21 protein-coding genes are annotated in these 20,525 nt (G+C 62.6%); 13 read left to right on the top strand and 8 right to left on the bottom strand.

Translation table 11 applies throughout. The features are described 5' to 3' along the window. Positions 1-405: an NUDIX domain-containing protein gene (locus H0Z09_RS16755; RefSeq protein ID WP_186691601.1), complete on the top strand. Its 405-nt coding sequence runs from the start codon at positions 1-3 to the stop codon at positions 403-405. Next, positions 402-908: a GNAT family N-acetyltransferase gene (locus H0Z09_RS16750; RefSeq protein ID WP_186691514.1), complete on the top strand. Its 507-nt coding sequence runs from the start codon at positions 402-404 to the stop codon at positions 906-908. Before H0Z09_RS16755 ends, H0Z09_RS16750 begins: the two co-directional genes overlap by 4 nt. Before the next feature lie 111 nt (positions 909-1,019). Here H0Z09_RS16750 and metR read toward each other — a convergent pair whose 3' ends face one another. Continuing rightward, positions 1,020-1,937: a transcriptional regulator MetR gene (gene metR / locus H0Z09_RS16745; protein ID WP_076951379.1), complete on the bottom strand. Its 918-nt coding sequence runs from the start codon at positions 1,935-1,937 to the stop codon at positions 1,020-1,022. 182 nt (positions 1,938-2,119) lie between these two features. On the opposite strand from metR, the gene H0Z09_RS16740 reads away from it, so the two are divergent. The 5 genes from H0Z09_RS16740 (at position 2,120) to H0Z09_RS16720 (ending at position 5,722) form a co-directional block, all read left to right on the top strand. Continuing rightward, a complete protein-coding gene (locus H0Z09_RS16740) occupies positions 2,120-3,139 on the top strand; it encodes an alpha/beta hydrolase (RefSeq protein ID WP_186691513.1) in 1,020 nt (339 codons plus the stop codon). Between the two features lie 54 nt (positions 3,140-3,193). Further along, positions 3,194-3,847 (top strand): DsbA family oxidoreductase, encoded by a 654-nt coding sequence (locus tag H0Z09_RS16735; RefSeq protein WP_186691512.1) that lies wholly within the window; start codon positions 3,194-3,196, stop codon positions 3,845-3,847. 188 nt (positions 3,848-4,035) lie between these two features. Continuing rightward, positions 4,036-4,956, top strand: coding sequence for an arginase (locus H0Z09_RS16730; protein ID WP_186691511.1), 921 nt, complete (start codon positions 4,036-4,038; stop codon positions 4,954-4,956). Continuing rightward, the gene (locus tag H0Z09_RS16725) at positions 4,953-5,333 is read left to right on the top strand and encodes a transporter (RefSeq protein ID WP_186691510.1); all 381 of its coding nucleotides are present in this window, start codon (positions 4,953-4,955) and stop codon (positions 5,331-5,333) included. The genes H0Z09_RS16730 and H0Z09_RS16725 overlap by 4 nt, the downstream gene beginning before the upstream one ends. Next, complete coding sequence (locus tag H0Z09_RS16720; protein ID WP_186691509.1) at positions 5,330-5,722, top strand: EamA family transporter; 393 nt, start codon at positions 5,330-5,332, stop codon at positions 5,720-5,722. The genes H0Z09_RS16725 and H0Z09_RS16720 overlap by 4 nt, the downstream gene beginning before the upstream one ends. A 147-nt stretch (positions 5,723-5,869) precedes the next feature. Here the strand turns inward: H0Z09_RS16720 and H0Z09_RS16715 are convergent, their stop codons facing one another. Then, positions 5,870-6,625: a MipA/OmpV family protein gene (locus H0Z09_RS16715; RefSeq protein WP_186691508.1), complete on the bottom strand. Its 756-nt coding sequence runs from the start codon at positions 6,623-6,625 to the stop codon at positions 5,870-5,872. A gap of 216 nt (positions 6,626-6,841) precedes the next feature. On the opposite strand from H0Z09_RS16715, the gene H0Z09_RS16710 reads away from it, so the two are divergent. The 6 genes from H0Z09_RS16710 to H0Z09_RS16685 all read left to right on the top strand — a co-directional run bounded on the left by H0Z09_RS16710 (position 6,842) and on the right by H0Z09_RS16685 (position 14,232). Then, positions 6,842-7,537 (top strand): MtnX-like HAD-IB family phosphatase, encoded by a 696-nt coding sequence (locus tag H0Z09_RS16710; RefSeq protein ID WP_186691507.1) that lies wholly within the window; start codon positions 6,842-6,844, stop codon positions 7,535-7,537. Then, positions 7,530-8,924 (top strand): aminotransferase class III-fold pyridoxal phosphate-dependent enzyme, encoded by a 1,395-nt coding sequence (locus tag H0Z09_RS16705; protein WP_186691506.1) that lies wholly within the window; start codon positions 7,530-7,532, stop codon positions 8,922-8,924. The genes H0Z09_RS16710 and H0Z09_RS16705 overlap by 8 nt, the downstream gene beginning before the upstream one ends. Then, positions 8,921-9,865, top strand: coding sequence for an alpha/beta fold hydrolase (locus tag H0Z09_RS16700; protein WP_186691505.1), 945 nt, complete (start codon positions 8,921-8,923; stop codon positions 9,863-9,865). Before H0Z09_RS16705 ends, H0Z09_RS16700 begins: the two co-directional genes overlap by 4 nt. Positions 9,866-9,951: 86 nt before the next feature. Next, on the top strand, positions 9,952-11,076 hold the full coding sequence (locus H0Z09_RS16695; protein WP_186691504.1) for a GNAT family N-acetyltransferase: 1,125 nt from the start codon (positions 9,952-9,954) through the stop codon (positions 11,074-11,076). After that, positions 11,076-12,845, top strand: a complete 1,770-nt coding sequence (locus H0Z09_RS16690) for a HAMP domain-containing sensor histidine kinase (protein ID WP_186691503.1) — start codon at positions 11,076-11,078, stop codon at positions 12,843-12,845. The genes H0Z09_RS16695 and H0Z09_RS16690 overlap by 1 nt, the downstream gene beginning before the upstream one ends. After that, complete coding sequence (locus H0Z09_RS16685; RefSeq protein WP_186691502.1) at positions 12,835-14,232, top strand: sigma-54 dependent transcriptional regulator; 1,398 nt, start codon at positions 12,835-12,837, stop codon at positions 14,230-14,232. Before H0Z09_RS16690 ends, H0Z09_RS16685 begins: the two co-directional genes overlap by 11 nt. A gap of 147 nt (positions 14,233-14,379) precedes the next feature. Here H0Z09_RS16685 and H0Z09_RS16680 read toward each other — a convergent pair whose 3' ends face one another. The 6 genes from H0Z09_RS16680 to H0Z09_RS16655 all read right to left on the bottom strand — a co-directional run bounded on the left by H0Z09_RS16680 (position 14,380) and on the right by H0Z09_RS16655 (position 20,347). Next, entirely contained in the window at positions 14,380-14,718 is a 339-nt protein-coding gene (locus H0Z09_RS16680) for a GlpM family protein (protein ID WP_076951392.1), read from the bottom strand. Beyond that, on the bottom strand, positions 14,718-16,067 hold the full coding sequence (locus H0Z09_RS16675) for a sigma-54 dependent transcriptional regulator (RefSeq protein ID WP_273017313.1): 1,350 nt from the start codon (positions 16,065-16,067) through the stop codon (positions 14,718-14,720). Before H0Z09_RS16675 ends, H0Z09_RS16680 begins: the two co-directional genes overlap by 1 nt. Next, entirely contained in the window at positions 16,064-17,965 is a 1,902-nt protein-coding gene (locus H0Z09_RS16670; RefSeq protein ID WP_186691501.1) for a sensor histidine kinase, read from the bottom strand. The genes H0Z09_RS16675 and H0Z09_RS16670 overlap by 4 nt, the downstream gene beginning before the upstream one ends. Before the next feature lie 233 nt (positions 17,966-18,198). Further along, on the bottom strand, positions 18,199-18,933 hold the full coding sequence (locus H0Z09_RS16665; protein ID WP_076951395.1) for an amino acid ABC transporter ATP-binding protein: 735 nt from the start codon (positions 18,931-18,933) through the stop codon (positions 18,199-18,201). Then, positions 18,930-19,601: an ABC transporter permease subunit gene (locus tag H0Z09_RS16660; RefSeq protein ID WP_057021812.1), complete on the bottom strand. Its 672-nt coding sequence runs from the start codon at positions 19,599-19,601 to the stop codon at positions 18,930-18,932. The genes H0Z09_RS16665 and H0Z09_RS16660 overlap by 4 nt, the downstream gene beginning before the upstream one ends. Then, the gene (locus H0Z09_RS16655) at positions 19,601-20,347 is read right to left on the bottom strand and encodes an amino acid ABC transporter permease (protein WP_186691500.1); all 747 of its coding nucleotides are present in this window, start codon (positions 20,345-20,347) and stop codon (positions 19,601-19,603) included. The genes H0Z09_RS16660 and H0Z09_RS16655 overlap by 1 nt, the downstream gene beginning before the upstream one ends. Positions 20,348-20,525 lie beyond the last annotated feature (178 nt).

Genomic DNA, 20,525 nt, shown 5'->3' with positions numbered 1-20,525 from the left:
ATTTCGCTTATCCGCATCGCCGCCGCCGTCCTGATCGGCAGCGACGGCCAGACCCTGCTGGTGCGCAAGCGCGGCACCCAGGCCTTCATGCAGCCCGGCGGCAAGATCGACGCGGGCGAGCAGGCCGCCGAGGCGCTGGCCCGTGAGCTGCACGAAGAGCTGAACCTGCGCATTGCGCCGGGCGACGCACGCTACCTTGGCCGGTTTTCGGCGCCGGCGGCCAACGAGCCGGGGTTCACCGTACAAGCCGAGTTGTTCCTGGTGCGGATCGACGGACCGGTCACGCCCGCAGCCGAGATTGAAGAGGTGCGCTGGATCGACCCTACCGGCGACGGCGGTTTGCTGCTGGCGCCCCTGACACGTGACCTGATCCTGCCGTTTTATCGCCAGTCGCTGACAGCGTGATCATTCGCGCCTTGGTGGCCAGCGATGCCGAGGCGTATCGAGCCTTGATGCTGCAAGCGTATGACGCCTATCCCCAGGCGTTCACGTCCAGCGTGGCCGAACGTGCGGCCATGCCGTTGAGCTGGTGGGAAAAACGCCTGGGCGGCGCGCTGGACCGGTTGCTCGGCGCTTTTGTCGAGAACGAACTGGCCGGCATTGTCGGCCTGGCGTTCGAACCGCGTGAAAAGGCGCGGCACAAAGTCACCCTGTTCGGCATGTACGTGAACGCAGCCCGGCAGCAACAGGGCCTGGGTCGCCAGTTGGTCGAGGCGGCGCTGGAGGAAGCGCGCGGGCAGCCCCACCTCAAGCTGATCCAGCTGACCGTCACCGCCGGCAATGACGCCGCCTTCGCCCTGTACCAGCGCTGCGGCTTCATCCAGTACGGCCTGGAGCCCTTGGCGGTGCGGGTGGGCGTCGACTACTTCGATAAGATCCACATGTGGCGCGAGTTGCAGGCCGACTGAGATTCGAATTTGGGAACCCTATCCAATGTGTGTGCGGGCTTGCTCACTACACACCGTTATCGCAGGCAAGCCAGCTCCCATAGATGACCTGCGCTGTTTTCGAAATTGCCTCTAGCGCACCGCACTCACCCCATCCAACGTCGAAAACGACGTGTCCTTGGCCGTCAGCAAAAAGTCGCGCATATACGGCGCATCCAGCATGTCCGCACGAATCCCCGCATACAGCGTGGCAAACAAGCCTTTCTCGCCCAGGCGCTTGGCCTTCACGTAACCGCGCGAGCTGTATTCATGCAGCGCCCAGTGGGGCATGCCGCACACGCCGCGGCCGCTGGCCACCAGTTGCATCATCATCACCGTCAATTCCGAGGTGCGCACCTGGGCCGGCTCCACGTCGGCCGGTTCCAGGAAGCGGGTGAAGATGTCCAGGCGGTCGCGTTCGACCGGGTAAGTGATCAGGGTTTCGCTCAGCAGGTCTTCGGGCACGATGTACGCCTTGTTCGCCAGCGCGTGCTGGTTGGCCACGGCCAGCATGGCTTCGTAGGTGAACAGCGGTACATAAGTGATGCCCGGCAGTTCCAGCGGATCGGAGGTCACCACCAGGTCCAGGTCGCCGCGAGCCAGGGCCGGCAGCGGCGCGAAAGCGAAGCCGGACGCCAGGTCCAGTTCGACTTCCGGCCATGCATCACGGAACTGGTCGATGGTCGGCATCAGCCACTGGAAGCAACTGTGGCATTCGATGGCCATGTGCAAGCGCCCGGCCGTGCCGCCCGCCAGCCGCGCAATATCGCGCTCGGCGCCGCGCAGCAGCGGCAGGGTGGCGTCGGCCAGTTGCAGCAGGCGCAGGCCGGCGCTGGTGAAGCGCAGCGGCTTGGTCTTGCGCACAAACAACTGCATGCCCAGACGCTCCTCCAGCTCCTTGAACTGGTGGGACAACGCCGATTGCGTCAGGTGCAGGCGCTCGGCGGCCTCCACCAGGCTGTCGGCTTCGCGCAGGGCGTGCAGGGTCTTGAGGTGACGGATCTCGAGCACGGGCTCTCCATGAAGACAATTTGTGACGAAGTTGGACTGCGTGAGTTTGTCTCATGTTGCCGGGCATGTCGATCTCGACCGCTGGGCACTCTTCATCAAACTGTCATGGAAGTGTGGCAGCGCGCTTGAACAAACTTCATCAGACTCGCGCTCTACTGGGGTTCTGCGTTTCGGTGTTTTTCATGCGCGTGTTGCTTTTACTGGCCGCTTTATTGTTCGGCCTGCCGTCTTTTGCGGCTTCTCGATGTGACGTCAATGTCCCGACCCAAACGGTCGACCTGGCTCAGGTGAGCATCGCCTACCAGAGCATCGGCCGTGCGTCCGATCCGGCCTTGCTGCTGGTGATGGGCCTGGGCGGGCAGTTGATCCACTGGCCCGACGAAGTCGTCGTCGCGCTGTGCCAGCAAGGTTTTCGGGTGATCCGCTACGACAACCGCGATGTCGGCCTGTCGACCTGGCGCCAGGCGCCGGCCAATGCCAACCTGACTTTTGAAGTGCTGCGCTACAAGCTCGGCCTGCCGGTGGCGGCGCCCTATACCTTGACCGACATGGCCGATGACGCCATTGGCTTGATGGACGCGCTGCAAATCGAGCAATTCCACGTCCTGGGCGCGAGCATGGGCGGCATGATCGCCCAGCACATGGCCGCCATGGCACCGCAACGGGTGGAAAGCCTGACCTTGATCATGACCAGTTCCGGTGCCGAAGGCCTGCCGGCGCCGAATGCGGCGTTGGTGCAATTGTTGTCACGCCGCAGCGCGCCCAACCGTGAAGTGGCGCTGGAACAGCAGGCCGATTTGCTCGCAGCGCTCGGCAGCCCGAACGTGAAGGACGATCGCCAGGCGCTGCTGCACCAGGCGGCGCTGTCCTACGACCGCGCCTTCAACCCCGAAGGGGTCAAGCGCCAGATCATGGCAATCCTCGCCGAACCGAGCCGCGTGCCGTTGCTCAACCAGTTGCGCGTGCCGACGCTCGTGGTGCATGGCACCGCCGACCCGTTGTTGCCGGTGATGCACGGCGTGCACCTGGCGGCGCATATCCAGGGCAGCCAGCTGAAATTGATTCCCGGCATGGCCCATCGTTTCCAGGAGGCGTTCAAGGCGCCGCTGCTGACGGCGGTGTTGCCGTACCTGCAAGCCCATCGCGAAGATGCGGCGCACTGGGCGCAGATTGATCCGGTGGCGCCTGCGAAGCTGCTGTGACATTGGTGTATCGTGCAACCTTTGCGGCACATTCAAGCAGCGAGGTTGCCTACCATGAGTACTCCCCTGAAAATCGATTTCGTCAGCGACGTGTCCTGCCCCTGGTGCATCATCGGCCTGCGCGGCCTGACCGAAGCCCTTGACCAGCTCGGCGGCGAGGTGCAGGCCGAGATCCGTTTCCAGCCGTTCGAACTGAACCCGAACATGCCCGCCGAGGGGCAGAACATCGTCGAGCACATCACCGAAAAATACGGCTCCAGCGCCGAAGAATCCCAGGCCAACCGCGCACGCATCCGCGACATGGGCGCCGCGCTGGGCTTTGCTTTTCGCACCGATGGCCAGAGCCGTATCTACAACACCTTCGATGCGCACCGCCTGTTGCATTGGGCCGGGCTGGAAGGCTTGCAGTACAACCTCAAGGAAGCGCTGTTCAAGGCGTACTTCACTGATGGTCAGGACCCTTCCGACCACGCGACCCTGGCGATCATCGCCGAAAGCGTCGGCCTGGATGTCCAGCGCGCCGCCGAGATTCTGGCCTCGGATGAGTACGCCGCCGAGGTGCGCGAGCAGGAGCAACTGTGGACCTCTCGTGGGGTGACCTCGGTGCCGACTATTGTGTTCAACGACCAGTACGCGGTCAGCGGTGGCCAGCCGGCCGAGGCGTTTGTGGGGGCGATTCGCCAGATCATCAGCGAAGCCAAAAACTAGAGCCGAACACCGTTCAAACTGTGGGAGCGGGCTTGCTCGCGAATGCGGTGGGTCAGCCAATACATGTGCTGACTGACCCACCGCATTCGCGAGCAAGCCCGCTCCCACATTGGTTAGTCACTGTCTTCAAAAGATCTGCTGGCCCGGCCCTTGCATTGACCCCCTGAAGCCTTAGGGGGAACACTGCCTTGAACATTCTTGACCTCGACCACAGCCTCACCGCTCAGGCGCCGATCGCCCGGCGTTTGGCAAGCGGGCGGGCCACGCGCGTCGACCTGCTGGACCTGGGCCCGAAACTGCGCCTGTGGTCCACCGAAAAAACCTGGAAGCGCTTCACCCAGCGCCTGGCCCAGAGGCCCCGGCCGACGGATGCGCGGCCGGAAATCCTGTTTGTCGGCTCCGGTGACTATCACCACCTCACGCCGGCGTTTCTCGCCGACTTGAAAGAACCCATCAGCCTGATCCACTTCGACAATCACCCCGACTGGGTACGTTTTGCGCCCAAGCGTCACTGTGGTTCGTGGGTTAACCGTGCATTGAAAATGCCGGCGATCAAACGCATCGTCACCCTCGGCCCGTGCAGCGACGACCTGCATAACCCGCAGCTGCGCGGCGGTAACCTCGGCGCCCTCAAGCGCGGGCAGTTGCAGCTGTTTCCCTGGCAGCATCCGCCCTCGAAAGTCTGGGGGCGGGTAGGGGACGGCGCCGGCCATCGACAGCAGGAAAACCACCTGCACTGGCGCAACCTGGCCGAGCTGGACTGGGCGGCGTTCCTTGAGCAAATGATCGACAGCCTGCCCACCGAGGCGATCTGGATCACCCTTGACAAAGATGTGCTCGCCAGCCAAGACGCGGCCACCAACTGGGACCAGGGCGGCATGCGCCTGGCGCACTTGCTGCAAGCCCTGCGGGCCTTGGCCGCGCGCAAACGCATCATCGGCATCGACGTGTGCGGCGAGTTCGCTACGCCGGCGTTCAGCAACGCTTTCAAGCGTTGGGAAGCCAAGTCAGACCAGCCGCCGGCCGAGCGCTGGAGCCCGGCGGACCTGCAGCGCAACGCCGTGACCAATGAAGCTCTGATCGACCTGTTTGAGGAGCTGTTCCCGTGACGTTGACCGTGGTGTGGCTGGTGGGGTTTTCCATCGTGCTCGATGTGATCGGCCAGCTGTGTTTCAAGCTCGGCCTGGACCGTTTGCCCGAGTTGGAGGGCGGTTTTCGCCTGAATGCGTTCTGGGGCCAAGTGTTCAACGCGCCGCTGTTGTGGGCCGGGATCGGCGCGTATGTGATCGAGTTTTTCGTCTGGCTTGAAGCCTTGTCCCGCGCGCCGTTGAGCTTGCTGTTTCCGGCGGCCGCGCTGGCGTATTGCGGGGTGGTGCTGGCGGGCAAGGTGGTGCTGGGGGAAACCGTCAGCCGCCGCCGTTGGCTGGGCACGCTGGTGATTACCCTGGGTGTGATGCTGGTGGCGATTGCCGGGGGGCAGGCATGAATGCGCATACGTGGCTGCATGGGCGTATCGGCACGCTGGTGCTGTGGGCCTTGTTGATCTGTACCGAAAGCGCCGGGCAATTGTTCACCAAAGTGGCCGGGGACCAACTGGGGCAGATGGATTTCAACTGGCTGTGGCTGGGCGAGGTGGCCCGCAACCCGGGGATCCTGGCGGCGATTGCCTGCTACATCGGCGCGTTTTTCGTGTGGATGCTGATCCTGCGGCGCAGCAGCTTGTCCCTGGCGTTTCCGCTGAGTTCGCTGGTGTTCGTGGCGGTGCTGCTCGGTTCGTGGCTGGGGCTGGGGGAACATATCAGCCCGTTGCATTGGGTGGGGGTGGTGGTGATTATCGGTGGGATCGCCCTGTTGGCTGAGGGCGAAGAACACTGAAATGTCGCTATGAAATGGGGTCCAAATGTGGGAGCGGCGGTGCGACGATTCGACTTGCTCGCGAAAGCGGTGTTTCAGTCGATACATACGTCACTGACCCACCGCATTCGCGAGCAAGCCCGCTCCCACAGTTTTAATCAGTGTGTATCAGTTGAAGGTGTAACTGATCGCCGTCTGCACCTGGCCCTGGTTCACATCGCCGGTCTGCCTGACGATGCTGCTTTCCGCCGCCGAGCCCACCAGGTGCACCCAGCTCGCACTGGTCAACAGCGACCAATTGGGCGCCAGCGGGAACTGGAAACTCTGGCTCAGCGTAACGTTCTGAAAACCGCCGCTGGCGTTGTAAGCCTTGAATCCGGTGGCTGCGGCTTCGCTGTCATCCACCCCGAAATACGTCTGGGTCTGGCGCGCATCGGCGAAATGCGCCACCAGGCCGCTGTTGCCGATAACCCCGCCGCCCAGTGGGTAACCCAGCTCACCCCCGACCTTGCCGAGCGCGCCACTTTGCGAATGCCCGCCGCCCACGGCCTGGCCCAGTTGCGCGTAGACCCGCCAGAAGTCAGCCGGCGCGTATTGCACAAAACCGCCTACCTCAGCCATGTCCGACACATTGCGCAGCCCCTGCAGCGATCCGTTGGAGGTGCGCCCCTGCAAGTAATTGATGTAAGGGCCGGCGCTGAAGCCGTGGGTGTGCAGGGCGCTCCAGGTCAAGCCGTCGTCGGTGTCCAGGCTGACATCGCCCCAGTCCAGGTCCAGATACGGCACGGGCCGGGTTTCGTAGCGGCTGCCGGTCGGGTCATGGGGCTGGTAGCTGACGCCTGCGCCGACGTCACCGGTGATGCCTGCGGCGTGCGCGCCGAGGCTGAGTAAACCGGCGAATGCAGCGCATGTGATCCTGGACATGGTCACGGCTCCTGAAAATGAATACACGCGCATGAACGCGCAGACCGGCATGCCCACGCAAGCACTCATCTTGTTTGTAGCAAGCTACAAAAATTGTAGCTCCCACCCCACGCATGCGGCCGCACGCCCAGCCCCGCTGGGCGTTGGCCAATTGGCACAGTCCCTGCTCTACCCCTGGTGCAAGCGCAGACAGCGCACTCCATCAAGGTAACCACAATGATTGACTGGCATATCGTGTGCGACTTCGACGGGACCATTACCCCCACCGATGTCATCGACAACGTCCTCCAGCGTTTCGCCGGGCCCGAATGGGAAACCATCGAACAGCAATGGCTGGATGGGCATATCGGTTCACGCGAATGCCTGAGCCGCCAACTGGCGCTGATCAAGGCCACCCCCGCCGAACTGCTGGCGTATTTCGACAGCGTCGAGATCGATCCGGACTTCCCGGACTTCGTCGATCACGTGATGGGCCTGGGCGCGTCCATCGAAGTGGTCAGCGATGGCATCGAGCAGGGCATCGCGCGGATCCTGTCACGCCACTACGTGACCTTGCTGCCGATCCTCGCCAACCGCCTGCGCCAGGTCGACCAGAACAGTTGGCGCATCGATTTCCCCTACGCCAGCGACGCCTGCCGCGCCGCCTCCGGCAACTGCAAGTGCAAATCCACCCCGCATGACAGACGCGTGCTGGTGATCGGCGACGGCAAGTCCGACATGTGCGTGGCGTCCACCGCCGATTTCGTGTTCGCCAAGGGCAGCCTCGCCGACTACTGCGTCGCCCACCAGATCCCCCACGCGCGTTTCGACAGCTTTGCTCAAGTGCCGGCGTTGCTTGCGCAACTGCCGCAAGGCATCGCTGCCAACGCCGCCTCCTTTGTTGAACATCAGGAACTCTTCCACCATGTCTGATATCCGAATCGCTTCCGCCGAAGACCAGATCCTCCTGGATAAAGAAGCCAAATACTGCTCCTACGGCGACACCGTCCACTACATCGAGCCGCCGCGCATTTTCAGCCGCTGCGAAGGCTCCTATGTGTGGGACACCGAAGACCAGGCCTACCTCGACCTGCAAATGTGGTACTCGGCCGTCAACTTCGGCTACGCCAACCCACGCCTGAACAACGCGCTGAAACAACAGATCGACACCCTGCCGCAGATCGCCAGCCAGTACCTGCACAAGGGCAAGATCGAGCTGTCGGAAATGATCGCGGTCGACGCCAAGAACAAGTTCGGCCTCGACGGTCGCGTGCACTTCAACGTCGGCGGTTCGCAGTCCATCGAAGACTCCCTGAAAGTGGTGCGTAACGCCACCAACGGCAAGAGCCTGATGTTCGCCTTCGAAGGCGGCTACCACGGGCGTACGCTCGGCGCCTCGTCGATCACTTCCAGCTACCGCTACCGTCGCCGCTACGGCCATTTCGGCGAGCGCGCGCAGTTCATCCCGTTCCCGTATCACTTCCGTGGCCCCAAAGGCATGACCAAGGAAGAGTACGGCAGCCATTGCGTGCAGCAGTTCGCGCGCCTGTTCGAGACCGAATACAACGGTGTGTGGGACCCGAAGGTCGGCCAGAGCGAGTATGCCGCGTTCTACGTCGAGCCGATCCAGGGCACCGGCGGCTACGTGATCCCGCCGATGAACTTCTACCGCGAGCTCAAGCACGTCCTCGACCAGCACGGTATTTTGATGGTCAGCGACGAAATCCAGATGGGCTTCTACCGCACCGGCAAACTGTGGTCGATCGAGCACTTCGACGTGCAGCCGGACGTGATCGTGTTCGGCAAGGCGCTGACCAACGGCCTCAACCCATTGGGCGGCATCTGGGCGCGCGAAGAGCTGATCAACCCGAAGATTTTCCCGCCAGGCTCGACCCACTCCACCTTCGCCTCCAACCCGTTGGGCACGGCGGTGGGCCTGGAAATGTTCAAGATGACTAACGAGGTCGACTACGGCGCGATGGTCATGGCCAAGGGCAAGTTCTTCCTCGAAGGCCTGCAAGACCTGCAGAAACGTTTCCCGATCATCGGCGACGTCGACGGCCTGGGCCTGGCCCTGCGCTGCGAAATCTGCGGCCCGGACGGCTTCACCCCGGACAAGGCGACCCTGGACTACATGGTCGAGGAAGGCATGAAGGGCGATATGGTGGTGGATGGACGCAAACTCGGCCTGATCCTCGACGTGGGCGGTTACTACAAGAACGTGATCACCCTGGCACCGTCCCTGGAGATCAGCTACCCGGAAATCGAGCTGGGCCTGAAGCTGCTTGAGCAATTGCTGGTGCGGGCGACCAACCGATGAGCCAGGCAGAGATCGACCTCGGTGAAGGTGACGCCGGCTTCGTTCTCGGTGACGGTCCGGTCGGGATTCTGTTGATCCATGGCCTGACCGGCACCCCGACGGAATTGCGCCAGGTCGCCCGGGGCCTGGCCAAGGCGGGCAATTGCACGGTGTACGTGCCCACCCTGGCCGGGCACTGCGGGGATAACAGCGACCTGCAGGCCACCGGCTGGCGCGACTGGTACGAAGGCGTGCGCAAGACGTTCGTGGGCGTCAAGCAGCGCCACGCGCAGGTGTTTGTCGGCGGCTTGTCCATGGGGGCGGTGATGTCGATGTACCTGGCCTCGGAGCATCCGGGCCAGGTCGCCGGCTTGCTGATGTATTCCACCACGCTCAAGTACGACGGCTGGAGCATCAGCAAAATGGCGTTCATCACGCCCTTGTTGATCCGCATTCCGTTTGGCGTGCGCCTGTTCCGTTTCACCGAAAAACCGCCCTACGGCATCAAGAACGAACGCCTGCGCGCCATCGTTGAACGGCAGATGAAAGAAGGCGAAAGCAGCGAAGCGGGCTTGTTGACGATGGAGGGCGTGACCGTGCGTGAATTGCATTGGATGAATGCCGAGGTCAGGAAACGCATGCCATCAATCAACGTACCGGCGCTGGTGCTGCACGCCATCGAGGACGACATCACCAGCCGCTGGAACGCCGACTACGTGGAGCGCCATCTCGGCGGGCCGGTGACCAAGATCTTGCTGGATAATTGCTACCACATGATCACGGTCGACCTGCAATACCGTCGGGTGATCGAGCTAAGCGCTGGCTTCATCGAGCAACACAGTACCCCCTTTGGCTGTGGCAAGCGGGCCTCCTGTGGCGAGCGGGCTTGCCCCGCGTTGGGTGGCGAAGCCGCCCCAAACCCAGACACCGCAGTTCTAACTGGAAGGATGCAGTGTCAGTGATGGGGCTGCTTCGCAGCCCAACGCGGGGCAAGCCCGCTCGCCACAACAAGCCCGCTCAAACCCTCGGTCAAAGATAGGGAAACGATGTGATCACCACCCAAGCCTTCCCGACCATCCGGGCCATCCAGCGCAGCGCCTGGAACGACTGTTTCCCGGGTGCGCTGGAAGACTGGGACTATTACGTCGCTGTGGAAAACGCCGCCATCGATGATTTCCAGTGGCGCTACCTGGCGGTCTACAAGGATGGAACGCTGGTGGCGGTGGCCGCCGCGTTCATCACCCATTATCGTCTCGACACCACGGTGTCGGGCGCCGGCAAGCGCTTGACCGAGGGTGTCGAACGGCTGTGGCCGGGGTTGCTGCAACTTGGCTTGTACGCGCTCGGTTCCCCGGTGGCCGAACGTTGCGATGCCGGTTTCGCCAGTGGCGTGCCGCAGACACTGCGTCCGCAGTTGCTCATGCACCTGCTGCAAGCCGCTCGCCGGGATGCCGACGACTTTGGTATCGGCCTGCTGGCGGTCAAGGACGCGCCGAGCAAAGACCCGCATTGGCGCCAGAGTTGCCGGGCGGCGGGCTTGCAAAGCATGCCGAGCTTGCCCACGGGCGTGCTGCCGCTGCCTTATGGCTCGGTAGACGCCTACCTGGGCTCGCTGGGCAAATCCACCCGCAAGGACCTGCGCCGCAAACTGCGTGCGCCGGGGCCGCGGGTAGAGTGGCGGCGCACGATCGACGATGTGCTGCCCGAGGTCATGCGCCTGTACGAAGCCACGCTGGCACGCGCCGAGCTGCAGTTCGAGCGGCTGCCCGTCGGCTACTTCACCGGGGTGCTCGAACGCCTCGATGAGCGCGCGGTCTGTGTGCTCTACTGGGTGGGCGAGCGGTTGGTAGCGTTCAATCTGATGCTGGTCGACGAGCACCGGCTGGTGGACAAGTTTTTCGGGCATGACGAGGAATTCAGCCGCGACTACAACCTCTACTTTCGCAGCTGGCTGACCAACGTCGACTATTGTATTCAACACAATATTTCGCGGTATGAGTGCGGGCAGGCCGGGTATGCCAGTAAGCTGCGCCTGGGTTGCGAGTTCCAGGGCAACAGTGTGTTTTTTCGCCATCGCAACCGGCTGGTCAACGGCCTGCTCATGCTCGTAAAACTGTTTATTCGACCGGATCGTTCCGACCCTGCCATGGCTGCTGCGATAAGCGAAACCTGATGATCACCAAGACCCGCCAGAAAGCCCGCCCCTTTGCCATTTCGCGCTGGAGCGTCCAGCGCAAGCTGGTGCTGGCGTTCTGGTTGGTCAGCGTGATCCCCACCATGATCGCCGCGGAGCTGGCCGCCACCACGCTGTCGCAGATCTTTGACAGCAACGTGCGCATCTGGCTTCAGGAGTCGACCAAGATCGTCAAGGATGAGATCGGCGACATACTTCACGACAACGCGCGCATGGCCAAACTGTTCCTGCGCTACACCAGCCCGCCTTCGAGCCGGCAGGCCGCCCGGCACGACCGGTTGACCGCCGACATTGCCGACGCCACCGATATCGACGTGGTGGCGCTGATCCGCCTCAGTGACCACAAACTGGTGTTCAGCACCGCCGCCGATGACATCGTCAAGCAGATCAGCCTGACCAGGAACACGGTGTTGCAGACGGTGCAGGTAGGCGGCGCGTCCACCGGCATTGTGGTCTCGACCTTCGAAACCAGCCAGGACGGCGTCGATTATCTGCTGCTGGTGGGGACTTACCTGGACAGCAGTTTCCTCACCAGTGTGGCGGATGTGCATTCCCTGGACCTGCGCCTGTACCTGGCCAACCCCGACGGTTTCTCCGAAATATTCTCGACCCAGCGCTTCGAGGACCACCCCTCGCGCATCCCCAAGAACGTCGAAACCGCGATGCGCAGCACCAAGCAGCCCAGCGAACAGTTCACCAACAACTACAGCGGTTTGTACTGGCCGATCTTCAACGATGCGGGCGAGCTGCAAGGCGTGATTTTCAGCGGACTGCTGCGCCACACCAGCCTGGTCGGGCTGGTGAACCAGAGCAATCTGTTCGTGCTGATCTTCCTGCTCAGCTCGGCGCTGTCGCTGGCGGCGGGGGTTTTGGTGTCGCGGCGCCTGACCCAGCCGCTGCGGGATCTTTCCCAGGGCGTCGGCGCGGTGATTGCCGGCGACTATGCGCACCGCGTGGTGGTCAGCGGTGGCGACGAGCTGGCGCAATTGAGCAGCACCTTCAACCATATGACCGAGCGCCTGGGCGAGTTGCATCAGCTTGAAGCCCAGTTGCGTCGGCGTGATCGCCTGCACGCCCTGGGTGAAGTCGCCATGGGCCTGGCCCACGAAATCCGCAACCCGCTGGGGATCATCAAGACGGCGACCCAGTTGCTGCACCGCCGGGCCGACCTGGCGGACACCGACAAGCGTCACCTGGAATACGTGATCAGTGAAGTCAGCCGCATCAACGACCTGATCACCGAGTTCCTCGACTTCGCCAAGCCCAACCCGCCGTTGCGCGTCGTGCTGCCTGCGCGCGCCCTGGTGGAAGAAATCCTCGGCTTCTGCGGCCCGGAACTGGCCTCCCATAACATCGATGCACAGATCGATGACCAGGCGCCGGGCGCGACCCTCTATGCGGATGCCAAGCAGCTCAAGCAGGCGTGCCTCAACCTGATTCTTAATGCCATCGACGCGATGCCCGAAGGCGGGCGCCTGACGTTAGGCATCCGCACGGCGGGCGAGCATACGGTGATCAGCATTGCCGACACCGGCCAGGGTATTGAAGCGCAAATGATCGAGCGTATCTTCACACCCTTTGTCACCACCAAGGCTTCCGGCACCGGCCTGGGCCTGGCCAAAGTCTATTCGATCATGGAAAGTCACGACGCCAGCATCGAATGCGCCAGTGAGAAGGATGCCGGCGCCACGTTCAGCCTGTACATTCCGGCCATAGGCGAAGACGACGGGGACAGTCATGACGCATAACATTCTGGTGGTCGACGACGAACCCAAGCTCTGCGACCTGCTGGCGTCGGCCCTGGGCCAGAACGATGTGCAGGTGTTTATCGCCGGCAATGGTCTGCACGCGCTCAAAGTGCTGGAAGGGGAAGACATCGACCTGGTGATCAGTGACTGGCGCATGCCGGGCATGGACGGGCCGGCGCTGTTGGCCGAAATCAAGCTGCGCTACCCGCACGTGCCGGTGATCGTGATGACCGCCTACAGCACGGTGAAAAACGCCGTGCAGTCGATGCGCAATGGTGCCTACGACTACATCGCCAAGCCGTTCGACATCGACGAACTGGACATCACCGTGGCCAAGGCCCTGCAGTTTCGCGACATCATGCGCGACAACGCACGCCTGCGTGCCGAGCTGGATGAACACGCGCAATTGGACAGCCTGGTCGGCGACAGCCCGGCGTTTCGCAAAGTGCTGCAAGCGGTGGACTCGGTGCGCGACAGCAGCGCGACCATTCTGCTGACCGGCGAAAGCGGCACCGGCAAGGAAATGGTCGCCCGCGCCATCCACAAGCACGGCAGCCGTGCCGACAAACCGTTCGTGGCGGTCAACTGCGCGGCCATCCCCGAAGGGTTGCTGGAAAGCGAAATGTTCGGCCATCGCAAAGGCGCGTTTACCGGCGCCGTGGCCGACCGGGTAGGGCGCTTCCAGCAGGCCGACAAGGGCACGTTGTTTCTCGATGAAGTGGGCGATATGCCGCTGGCCCTGCAAGCCAAGATTCTGCGCGCGTTGCAGGAACGCGTGATCGAACCGGTGGGCGACCCGCGCGAGCGCAAGGTCGACGTGCGGGTGATCGCGGCCACCAACAAGAATCTATTGGAGGCGGTGGCCAACAAGGAATTTCGCGAAGACCTGTATTACCGCCTCAATGTGTTCCCGATCCCGCTGCCAGCGTTGCGTGAACGCGTTGAAGACATCGCGCCCCTGGCCCGGCACTTCGCCCACACGCTGAGCACCACTGCCGGCAAACGCATTACCGGGTTCAGTGCCGAAGCGTTGCAGGCCATGGCGGCGTATCACTGGCCGGGCAATATCCGCGAACTGCAGAACTGCGTGGAGCGCGCGACCATCGTGGCGGCTTCGCCGGTTATCGAGGATATCGACTTGCCGGGGTATTTGTTTGCATCGAAACCGAGCGAGGGTGGCGTGACGGCAATCCTCAGCGACGGGCCGGGCATTCCGCGGGACTTGGACGCGGCGTTGGCGGAGGTGGAGAAGGCCTACATACTCGCGGCGTTGCAGGAGAGCAATGGGGTGCAGGCCGCTGCGGCGGCGAAGATCGGGATTTCCGAGCGCAGTTTTTGGTATCGCCTGAAAAAGCTGGGCATCCAGGTCGACAAGATTGTCCGCTGACCTCTCTGGCAGACGCAGATCCAAATGTGGGAGCGGGCTTGCTCGCGAATGCGGTGGCTCAGTCAATATCCCAGTGACTGATACACCGCATTCGCGAGCAAGTCGAATCGTCGCACCGCCGCTCCCACATTTTTTGACCGTGTTGTGTCAGGTATGGACGCGTACCCAGATGCTTACCAGCACGGTCGCGGCCATCAACCAGGCCACCGCCGCCACGGCTAACGACGCCTCCAACCGCATCCGATCCACCACCACATACAACGTCGCCAGATACACGAAATACGGAATGATCGACCACATCCCGAACAGTATCGTGGTTTTCAGATCCTCCACCGAACGGCCCTTGCCGACGATGTAGTGGGCGATCAACGCAAAGGTCGGAAACAGCGGCACCAACCCCGCGATGTAGTAGTTTTTGGTCTTGGCCAGCGCCGCCAGAATCAACACCACCGCCGCGCCCAGAGCGGCCTTCAAGAAAAGATCCATCAGTGACTCAACCCGTATTTTTTGACTTTGTCGAACAAGGTGGTCTTGGCCATCCCCAGTTCCTGGCTGGCCTGGGTCAGGTTGCCGCCGCTGCGTTGCAGGGCGTCGTTGAGCAGGTTGCGTTCGAAGGCTTCAACCGCCTCGGTGAAGGCCAGGCCTTGATTGCCACTGCTGGCGCCGCTTTTCTTGAAGGCCGGCAGGCCAAGGGCGAAGCGTTCGGCCACGTTGCGCAACTCACGCACGTTGCCCGGCCAGTCGTGGCTCATCAGGCTCGACAGGGTCTGGTTGTCCAGCTCCGGCACCGCGCGGTCGAAGCGCAGGGACGACTGCTGCAGGAAGTGTTCGAACAATTGCAGGATGTCTTCGCGGCGCTCGCGCAGGGGCGGCAGTTCCAGGGTCACCACGTTGAGGCGGTAGTACAGGTCGCTGCGAAACTGACTGGCGCGGCTCAGTTCGTCAAGGTCCGACTTGGTGGCGGCGATCACACGGCAATCCACCGCCACGCTCTGGTTCGAGCCCAGGCGTTCCAGGGTGCGCTCCTGCAAGACGCGCAGCAATTTGATCTGCAGGTTGATCGGCATGCTTTCCACTTCATCGAGAAACAGCGTGCCATCGTGGGCATGCTCGATCTTGCCGATGCGACGCTTGCCGGCGCCGGTGAAGGCATTGGCTTCATGGCCGAAAATCTCGCTTTCGAACAGGTTTTCCGGCAGGCCGCCGCAGTTCAGCGCGACGAACTGGTGGGCATGGCGGCGGCTGAAATCATGCAGGCAGCGCGCAACCAGTTCCTTGCCGGTGCCGGTCTCGCCTTCGATCAATACGTTCGCCGAGGTGTCGGCGACGTTAGCGATCAACTCGCGCAGGTTCTGCATGGCCGGCGAGCGGCCGATGATGCGGCCTTCCAGGGAATCGCGCTCGGCCAGTTGGCGGCGCAGCGACCAGACTTCCCGCGCCAGCCCGCGCTGCTCCAGGGCGCGGCGTGCGACGTCCACCAGGCGCTCCGGGGAGAAGGGTTTTTCCATGAAATCGTAGGCGCCATTGCGCATCGCGCCGACCGCCATGGAGATATCGCCATGCCCGGTGATCAGCACCACCGGCAGGCTTTTATCCAGGGCCTTGAGACGGGTGAGCAGCTCCAGGCCGTCGATGCCCGGCAGGCGAATGTCGCTGATCACAATGCCGGCGAAGTTCTCACCGATGCGCTGCAACGCCTCTTCGGCACTGCCCACGCCGACGCTGGGAATATCTTCCAGGGCCAGGGCTTGTTGGCAACCGAGCAACACATGGGGGTCGTCTTCGACGATCAGTACGGTGAGGTCATCTTTAAGGGCTGTAGCGTCTGTATTCATGTCGACTCAGCTTTTTGAACGCCCGCCAAGGGCAGGCACAGGACAAAGGCCGTTCCGCCACTGGCCGGGTGTTCCACGGCGAGGTTGCCGCCGGTGGCCGCCGCCAGGCTGGCGGATAGGGTAAGGCCCAGGCCCAGGCCTTGCTCGCCGGGTTTGGTGGTGAAGAACGGTTCGAACAAATGTTTGCGTGCCTCGGGGTCGATGCCGTGACCATTGTCGCGCACCTGCAGGCGGTATTTACCGTCGGCGCTGCTGCCGTCCAGCCACAGCTCGGGGGCCGGCTGGGCTTGCATGGCGTCAAGGGCATTGCCGATCAGGTTGACCAGGATCTGCTCCAGGCGCGTCTGGTCAATTTGCAGCTGGGCCTGGGCAAAGTCGCGGTGCAGGGTCAGCGGCAGGCTGTCCAGGCGTGCGCCGAGTACCTGGAACGCGGCGTCCACGGCCTTGGCGAGGCTGGCTTCGCCCTGGTCGTCGCCGCGCCTTGCAAAGGAGCGCAGGCTGGCGGTGATGCGGCCCATGCGGTCGATCAGTTCGTTGATGGTCTTGAGGTTGGCGCTGGCGGTGTCCAGCGCGCCGCGCTCCAGGAAGCGCACGGTGTTGCCGGACAAGGTGCGCAGTGCCGCCAGCGGCTGGTTCAGTTCGTGGGCGATGCTGGTGGACATCTGGCCGATGGCCGCCAGCTTGCCGGCCTGCACCAGTTCATCCTGGGCGCGGCGCAGGGTTTCTTCGGCCTGGCGTCGTTCGCGAATCTGGCCCTTGAGCCGCTCGTTGCTGGCGCGCAGGTCGACGGTACGTTCGGCGATCCGTCGTTCCAGCTGGCTGTTGGCTTCCTGCAGGGCTTCGCGCGCGGCGAGGCGGGTAGCGATGACCTTGCGCCGTTCATTCCAGGCAATCAGCAAAAACGCCACCAGGCCAAACGCCACCGCCACCAGGATGCCCTGGTTGATGGCGGCGCGGCGCAGGTCGTTGAGCGGGGTGAGCAGGGTGAAATTCCACGGTGTGTCGTTGAGCGGGCGGGTTTGCGCCAGGTAACTGACGGCGTGCTCGTCATTGACCACTTCGCTGTTGGCCGGGAAGGTCAGTTTCTCGGTGCCTTCGTTGAGACGTTCGCGGGCCAGGGGCTCCAGCGCGTTCAGCGTCGCCCAGTAATATTGCAGGCTGTGGGCCAGGCGGTCCTTGGTTTCATCGCTCAGCGGGCGCACGGCCTTGAGGCGGCGGGCCGGGTCGCTGGAGAGGATGATGATGCCGTTCTCGTCGCTGACGAAGGCTTCGAGGCGCGCGCGTTGCCAGCGTTCTTCCAGAGCTTCGAGGCGCACTTTGACCACGGCGACACCGATGATTTTGCCGTGTTCTTCCAGGCCATGGGCCAGGTAGTAGCCGGGTTCGCCATTGGTGCTGCCGATGCCGTAGAAACGTCCGGGCTGGCCGCGCACGGCGTTCTGGAAGTAGGCGCGAAAGGACAGGTCTTCGCCTTGGTAACTGTCGGCATCGCGCCAGTTACTGGTGGCGAGTACGCGGCCGGTGGTGTCCATCACGTAGATGGCGCGGCTGCGACTGCGTCGGTTGAGGCCTTCGAGGTAATCGTTGACGGTTTTGCGGGTTTCCTGGTTGGGATCGGCCAACAGCGTGGATACGCTGGATTCCAGCTCCAGGAGGCTGGGCAGGTAAGTGTATTTGCTCAGTTCACTTTCGACGGTGCGGGCATGCAGCTCCAGCTGGCGTTCGCCGGTGTCGCTAAGGGTGCGAATGCCGTAGTACTCGCTGATCCAGAAGCCGATGTAACCCAGGCCGATCATCAGGGCGATGATCAACGGTGGCAGGAACAGTTGGCGAATCAGGCGTGGTTTCACGGCAAGTGATGGCGGTGCGGCGCGAAATTGGTTGGGGTCGCATTTCATCACAGATGCCTTGGGTCAACCAGTTGTGCTGATGGTGCTTGTCCAGTGGCGAGCGGGGTTATTGTGGCGAGCGGGCTTGCCCCGCGTTGGGCTGCGTAGCGGCCCCAAAACCAGCGACTGAGGATTGCCAGACACACCGCGTTCCTCATTACTGGGGCCGCTTCGCAGCCCAACGCGGGGCAAGCCCGCTCGCCACAACAAGCCCATCTTCACAGACGGGACTGATGTTGCTCTTAGTGCTGCAGGATTTTCTCAAGGAAGTGCTGCGCGCGTTCGGAGCGGGCGCTGATGTCGCCGAAGAACTCTTCTTTCGGGCAGTCTTCGATGATCTTGCCGGCGTCCATGAAGATCACGCGGTCGGCCACTTTGCGGGCGAAGCCCATTTCGTGGGTCACGCACATCATGGTCATGCCTTCCTGAGCCAGCTGCACCATCACGTCCAGTACTTCGTTGACCATTTCCGGGTCCAGCGCCGAGGTCGGTTCGTCGAACAGCATGACGATCGGGTCCATGGCCAGCGCGCGGGCGATTGCCACACGCTGTTGCTGGCCGCCGGAGAGTTGGCCCGGGTGCTTGTGGGCGTGCGCCGACAGGCCCACGCGCTCGAGCAGTTGCAGGCCTTTCTTGGTGGCTTCTTCCTTGCTGCGGCCGAGCACCTTGATCTGCGCGATGGTCAGGTTTTCGGTGATGGTCAGGTGCGGGAACAGTTCGAAGTGCTGGAACACCATGCCCACGCGTGAACGCAGTTGCGGCAGGTTGGTCTTCGGGTCGGCAATCGACGTGCCGTCCACGATAACGTCGCCCTTCTGGAACGGTTCCAGTGCGTTGACGCATTTGATCAGGGTGGATTTGCCCGAGCCGGACGGCCCGCACACCACGATCACTTCGCCTTTTTTAACCTCGGTGCTGCAATCGGTCAGCACCTGGAAGTCGCCATACCACTTGTTGATGTTCTTGATAGAGATCATACGGCAAACCTTTTTTGCAGACGCTTGACCAGCAGCGAGGCGGAAAAGCTGATGATGAAGTAGACCACACCGGCGAAGATCAGGAACTCGTTGGAGCGGCCGATGATGTCGCCGTTGGAGCGGGCGGAGTTGAGGAAGTCCACCAGGCCCACGGTGTAGACCAGCGAGGTGTCCTGGAACAGGATGATCGACTGCTGCAGCAGCAACGGCGTCATCTTGCGGAATGCCTGGGGCAGGATGATCAGGCGCATGGTCTGGCCGTAGGTCATGCCCATGGCCTGTGCCGCCGCCATCTGGCCCTTGGGGATCGACTGCACGCCGGCCCGCACGATTTCACAGAAGTACGCGGCTTCGAACATCATGAAGGCCACGACGCAGGAGGTGAATGCACCGATCGGGGTGTCTTCGCCTGTGATCCAGCGCAGCACGAACGGTACCGCCAGGTAGAACCAGGTGATCACCAGCAGCAGCGGGATCGAGCGGAAATAGTTCACATAGGCGCCGGCCACGCGTGACAGCAGTTTGCTGGACGACAGGCGCATCAGGGCGAGGATCGTGCCCAGGATGATGCCGCCGACCACGCCCATGACCATCAACTGCAAGGTCATGACCATGCCGTTCCACAGGCCCGGGATGGCGGGGATGATGCCGCTGAAATCGAATTCCATTATTTACCCCCCACGGAGATCAGGCCGGGCACCGCGACTTTCTTCTCGACCACGCGCATCAGCAGCATCAGGCTCATGTTCAAGGTGAAGTAGATCAGGGTGGCCAGGGTGAAGGCCTCGAACAGGTTGGCCGAGAACTCGGCGGTCTGCTTGGTTTGCGCCAGCAGCTCCATCAGGCCGATCAAGGACGCCACGGAGGAGTTCTTGAACACGTTGAGGAATTCCGAGGTGAGCGGCGGAATGATGATCCGGTAGGCCTGGGGCAGCAACACGTTCCAGTAGATCTGCGGCAGCTTGAAACCCATGGCCCGCGCGGCGGATTCCTGGCCGCGTGGCAGCGCCTGGATGCCGGTGCGCACCTGTTCGCACACACGGGCGGCGGTGAACAGGCCCAGGCACACGACCACGCTCAGGTAAGCCGAGGTGGTCGGGTTGAGGTCCTGTTTGTACCAGTCCTGCAGGCCCTGGGGCAGCAGGTCGGGTATCAGGAAGTACCAGATGAACAGCTGAACCAGCAGCGGCACATTGCGAAACAGTTCGACGTAGCAGGTCGCGATGCCCGCCACGAGGCGGTTCGGCACCGTGCGCATGACGCCCAGGACGGACCCCAGCAGCAAGGCGATGATCCACGCCACGACAGCGATGGCTATAGTCCAGCCCAAACCGGCGATGTACCAGTCGAGATACGTCTCGCTGCCAACGCCCGTGGACTTGAAGAATACGCCCCAGTCCCAGTTGTAATTCATTAGGGTCTCCCCCGAAATCGATCGATGTACAAGCACCCGCTTGGGGAAAGTCCATTCCCGCCCGGCGATGAACGCCAGGCACACGCGATCGGCTCGAAAACCGCCAGGTCGAGTGTTCCAAAGTAAAACCAGCAGGTAGTAACAGACGCCTGAGGGAGGGTTGGCTCCCTCAGGCGAT

The organism is Pseudomonas sp. SWRI18, assembly GCF_014268345.1.
In the GTDB taxonomy this organism is placed as follows: Bacteria; Pseudomonadota; Gammaproteobacteria; order Pseudomonadales; family Pseudomonadaceae; genus Aquipseudomonas; species Aquipseudomonas cedrina.
This window is presented reverse-complemented; position numbering and strand designations above follow the sequence as displayed.

Excerpts from the sequence above, each read along its gene's own strand:
- H0Z09_RS16685 (WP_186691502.1), top strand. The coding sequence starts at position 12,835 with ATGACGCATAACATTCTGGTGGTCGACGACGAACCCAAGCTCTGCGAC.
- H0Z09_RS16680 (WP_076951392.1), bottom strand. The coding sequence starts at position 14,718 with ATGGATCTTTTCTTGAAGGCCGCTCTGGGCGCGGCGGTGGTGTTGATT.
- H0Z09_RS16715 (WP_186691508.1), bottom strand. The coding sequence starts at position 6,625 with ATGTCCAGGATCACATGCGCTGCATTCGCCGGTTTACTCAGCCTCGGC.
- H0Z09_RS16675 (WP_273017313.1), bottom strand. The coding sequence starts at position 16,067 with ATGAATACAGACGCTACAGCCCTTAAAGATGACCTCACCGTACTGATC.
- H0Z09_RS16670 (WP_186691501.1), bottom strand. The coding sequence starts at position 17,965 with ATGAAATGCGACCCCAACCAATTTCGCGCCGCACCGCCATCACTTGCC.
- H0Z09_RS16710 (WP_186691507.1), top strand. The coding sequence starts at position 6,842 with ATGATTGACTGGCATATCGTGTGCGACTTCGACGGGACCATTACCCCC.
- H0Z09_RS16690 (WP_186691503.1), top strand. The coding sequence starts at position 11,076 with ATGATCACCAAGACCCGCCAGAAAGCCCGCCCCTTTGCCATTTCGCGC.
- H0Z09_RS16740 (WP_186691513.1), top strand. The coding sequence starts at position 2,120 with ATGCGCGTGTTGCTTTTACTGGCCGCTTTATTGTTCGGCCTGCCGTCT.
- H0Z09_RS16655 (WP_186691500.1), bottom strand. The coding sequence starts at position 20,347 with ATGAATTACAACTGGGACTGGGGCGTATTCTTCAAGTCCACGGGCGTT.
- H0Z09_RS16720 (WP_186691509.1), top strand. The coding sequence starts at position 5,330 with ATGAATGCGCATACGTGGCTGCATGGGCGTATCGGCACGCTGGTGCTG.
- H0Z09_RS16665 (WP_076951395.1), bottom strand. The coding sequence starts at position 18,933 with ATGATCTCTATCAAGAACATCAACAAGTGGTATGGCGACTTCCAGGTG.
- H0Z09_RS16700 (WP_186691505.1), top strand. The coding sequence starts at position 8,921 with ATGAGCCAGGCAGAGATCGACCTCGGTGAAGGTGACGCCGGCTTCGTT.
- H0Z09_RS16705 (WP_186691506.1), top strand. The coding sequence starts at position 7,530 with ATGTCTGATATCCGAATCGCTTCCGCCGAAGACCAGATCCTCCTGGAT.
- H0Z09_RS16660 (WP_057021812.1), bottom strand. The coding sequence starts at position 19,601 with ATGGAATTCGATTTCAGCGGCATCATCCCCGCCATCCCGGGCCTGTGG.
- H0Z09_RS16735 (WP_186691512.1), top strand. The coding sequence starts at position 3,194 with ATGAGTACTCCCCTGAAAATCGATTTCGTCAGCGACGTGTCCTGCCCC.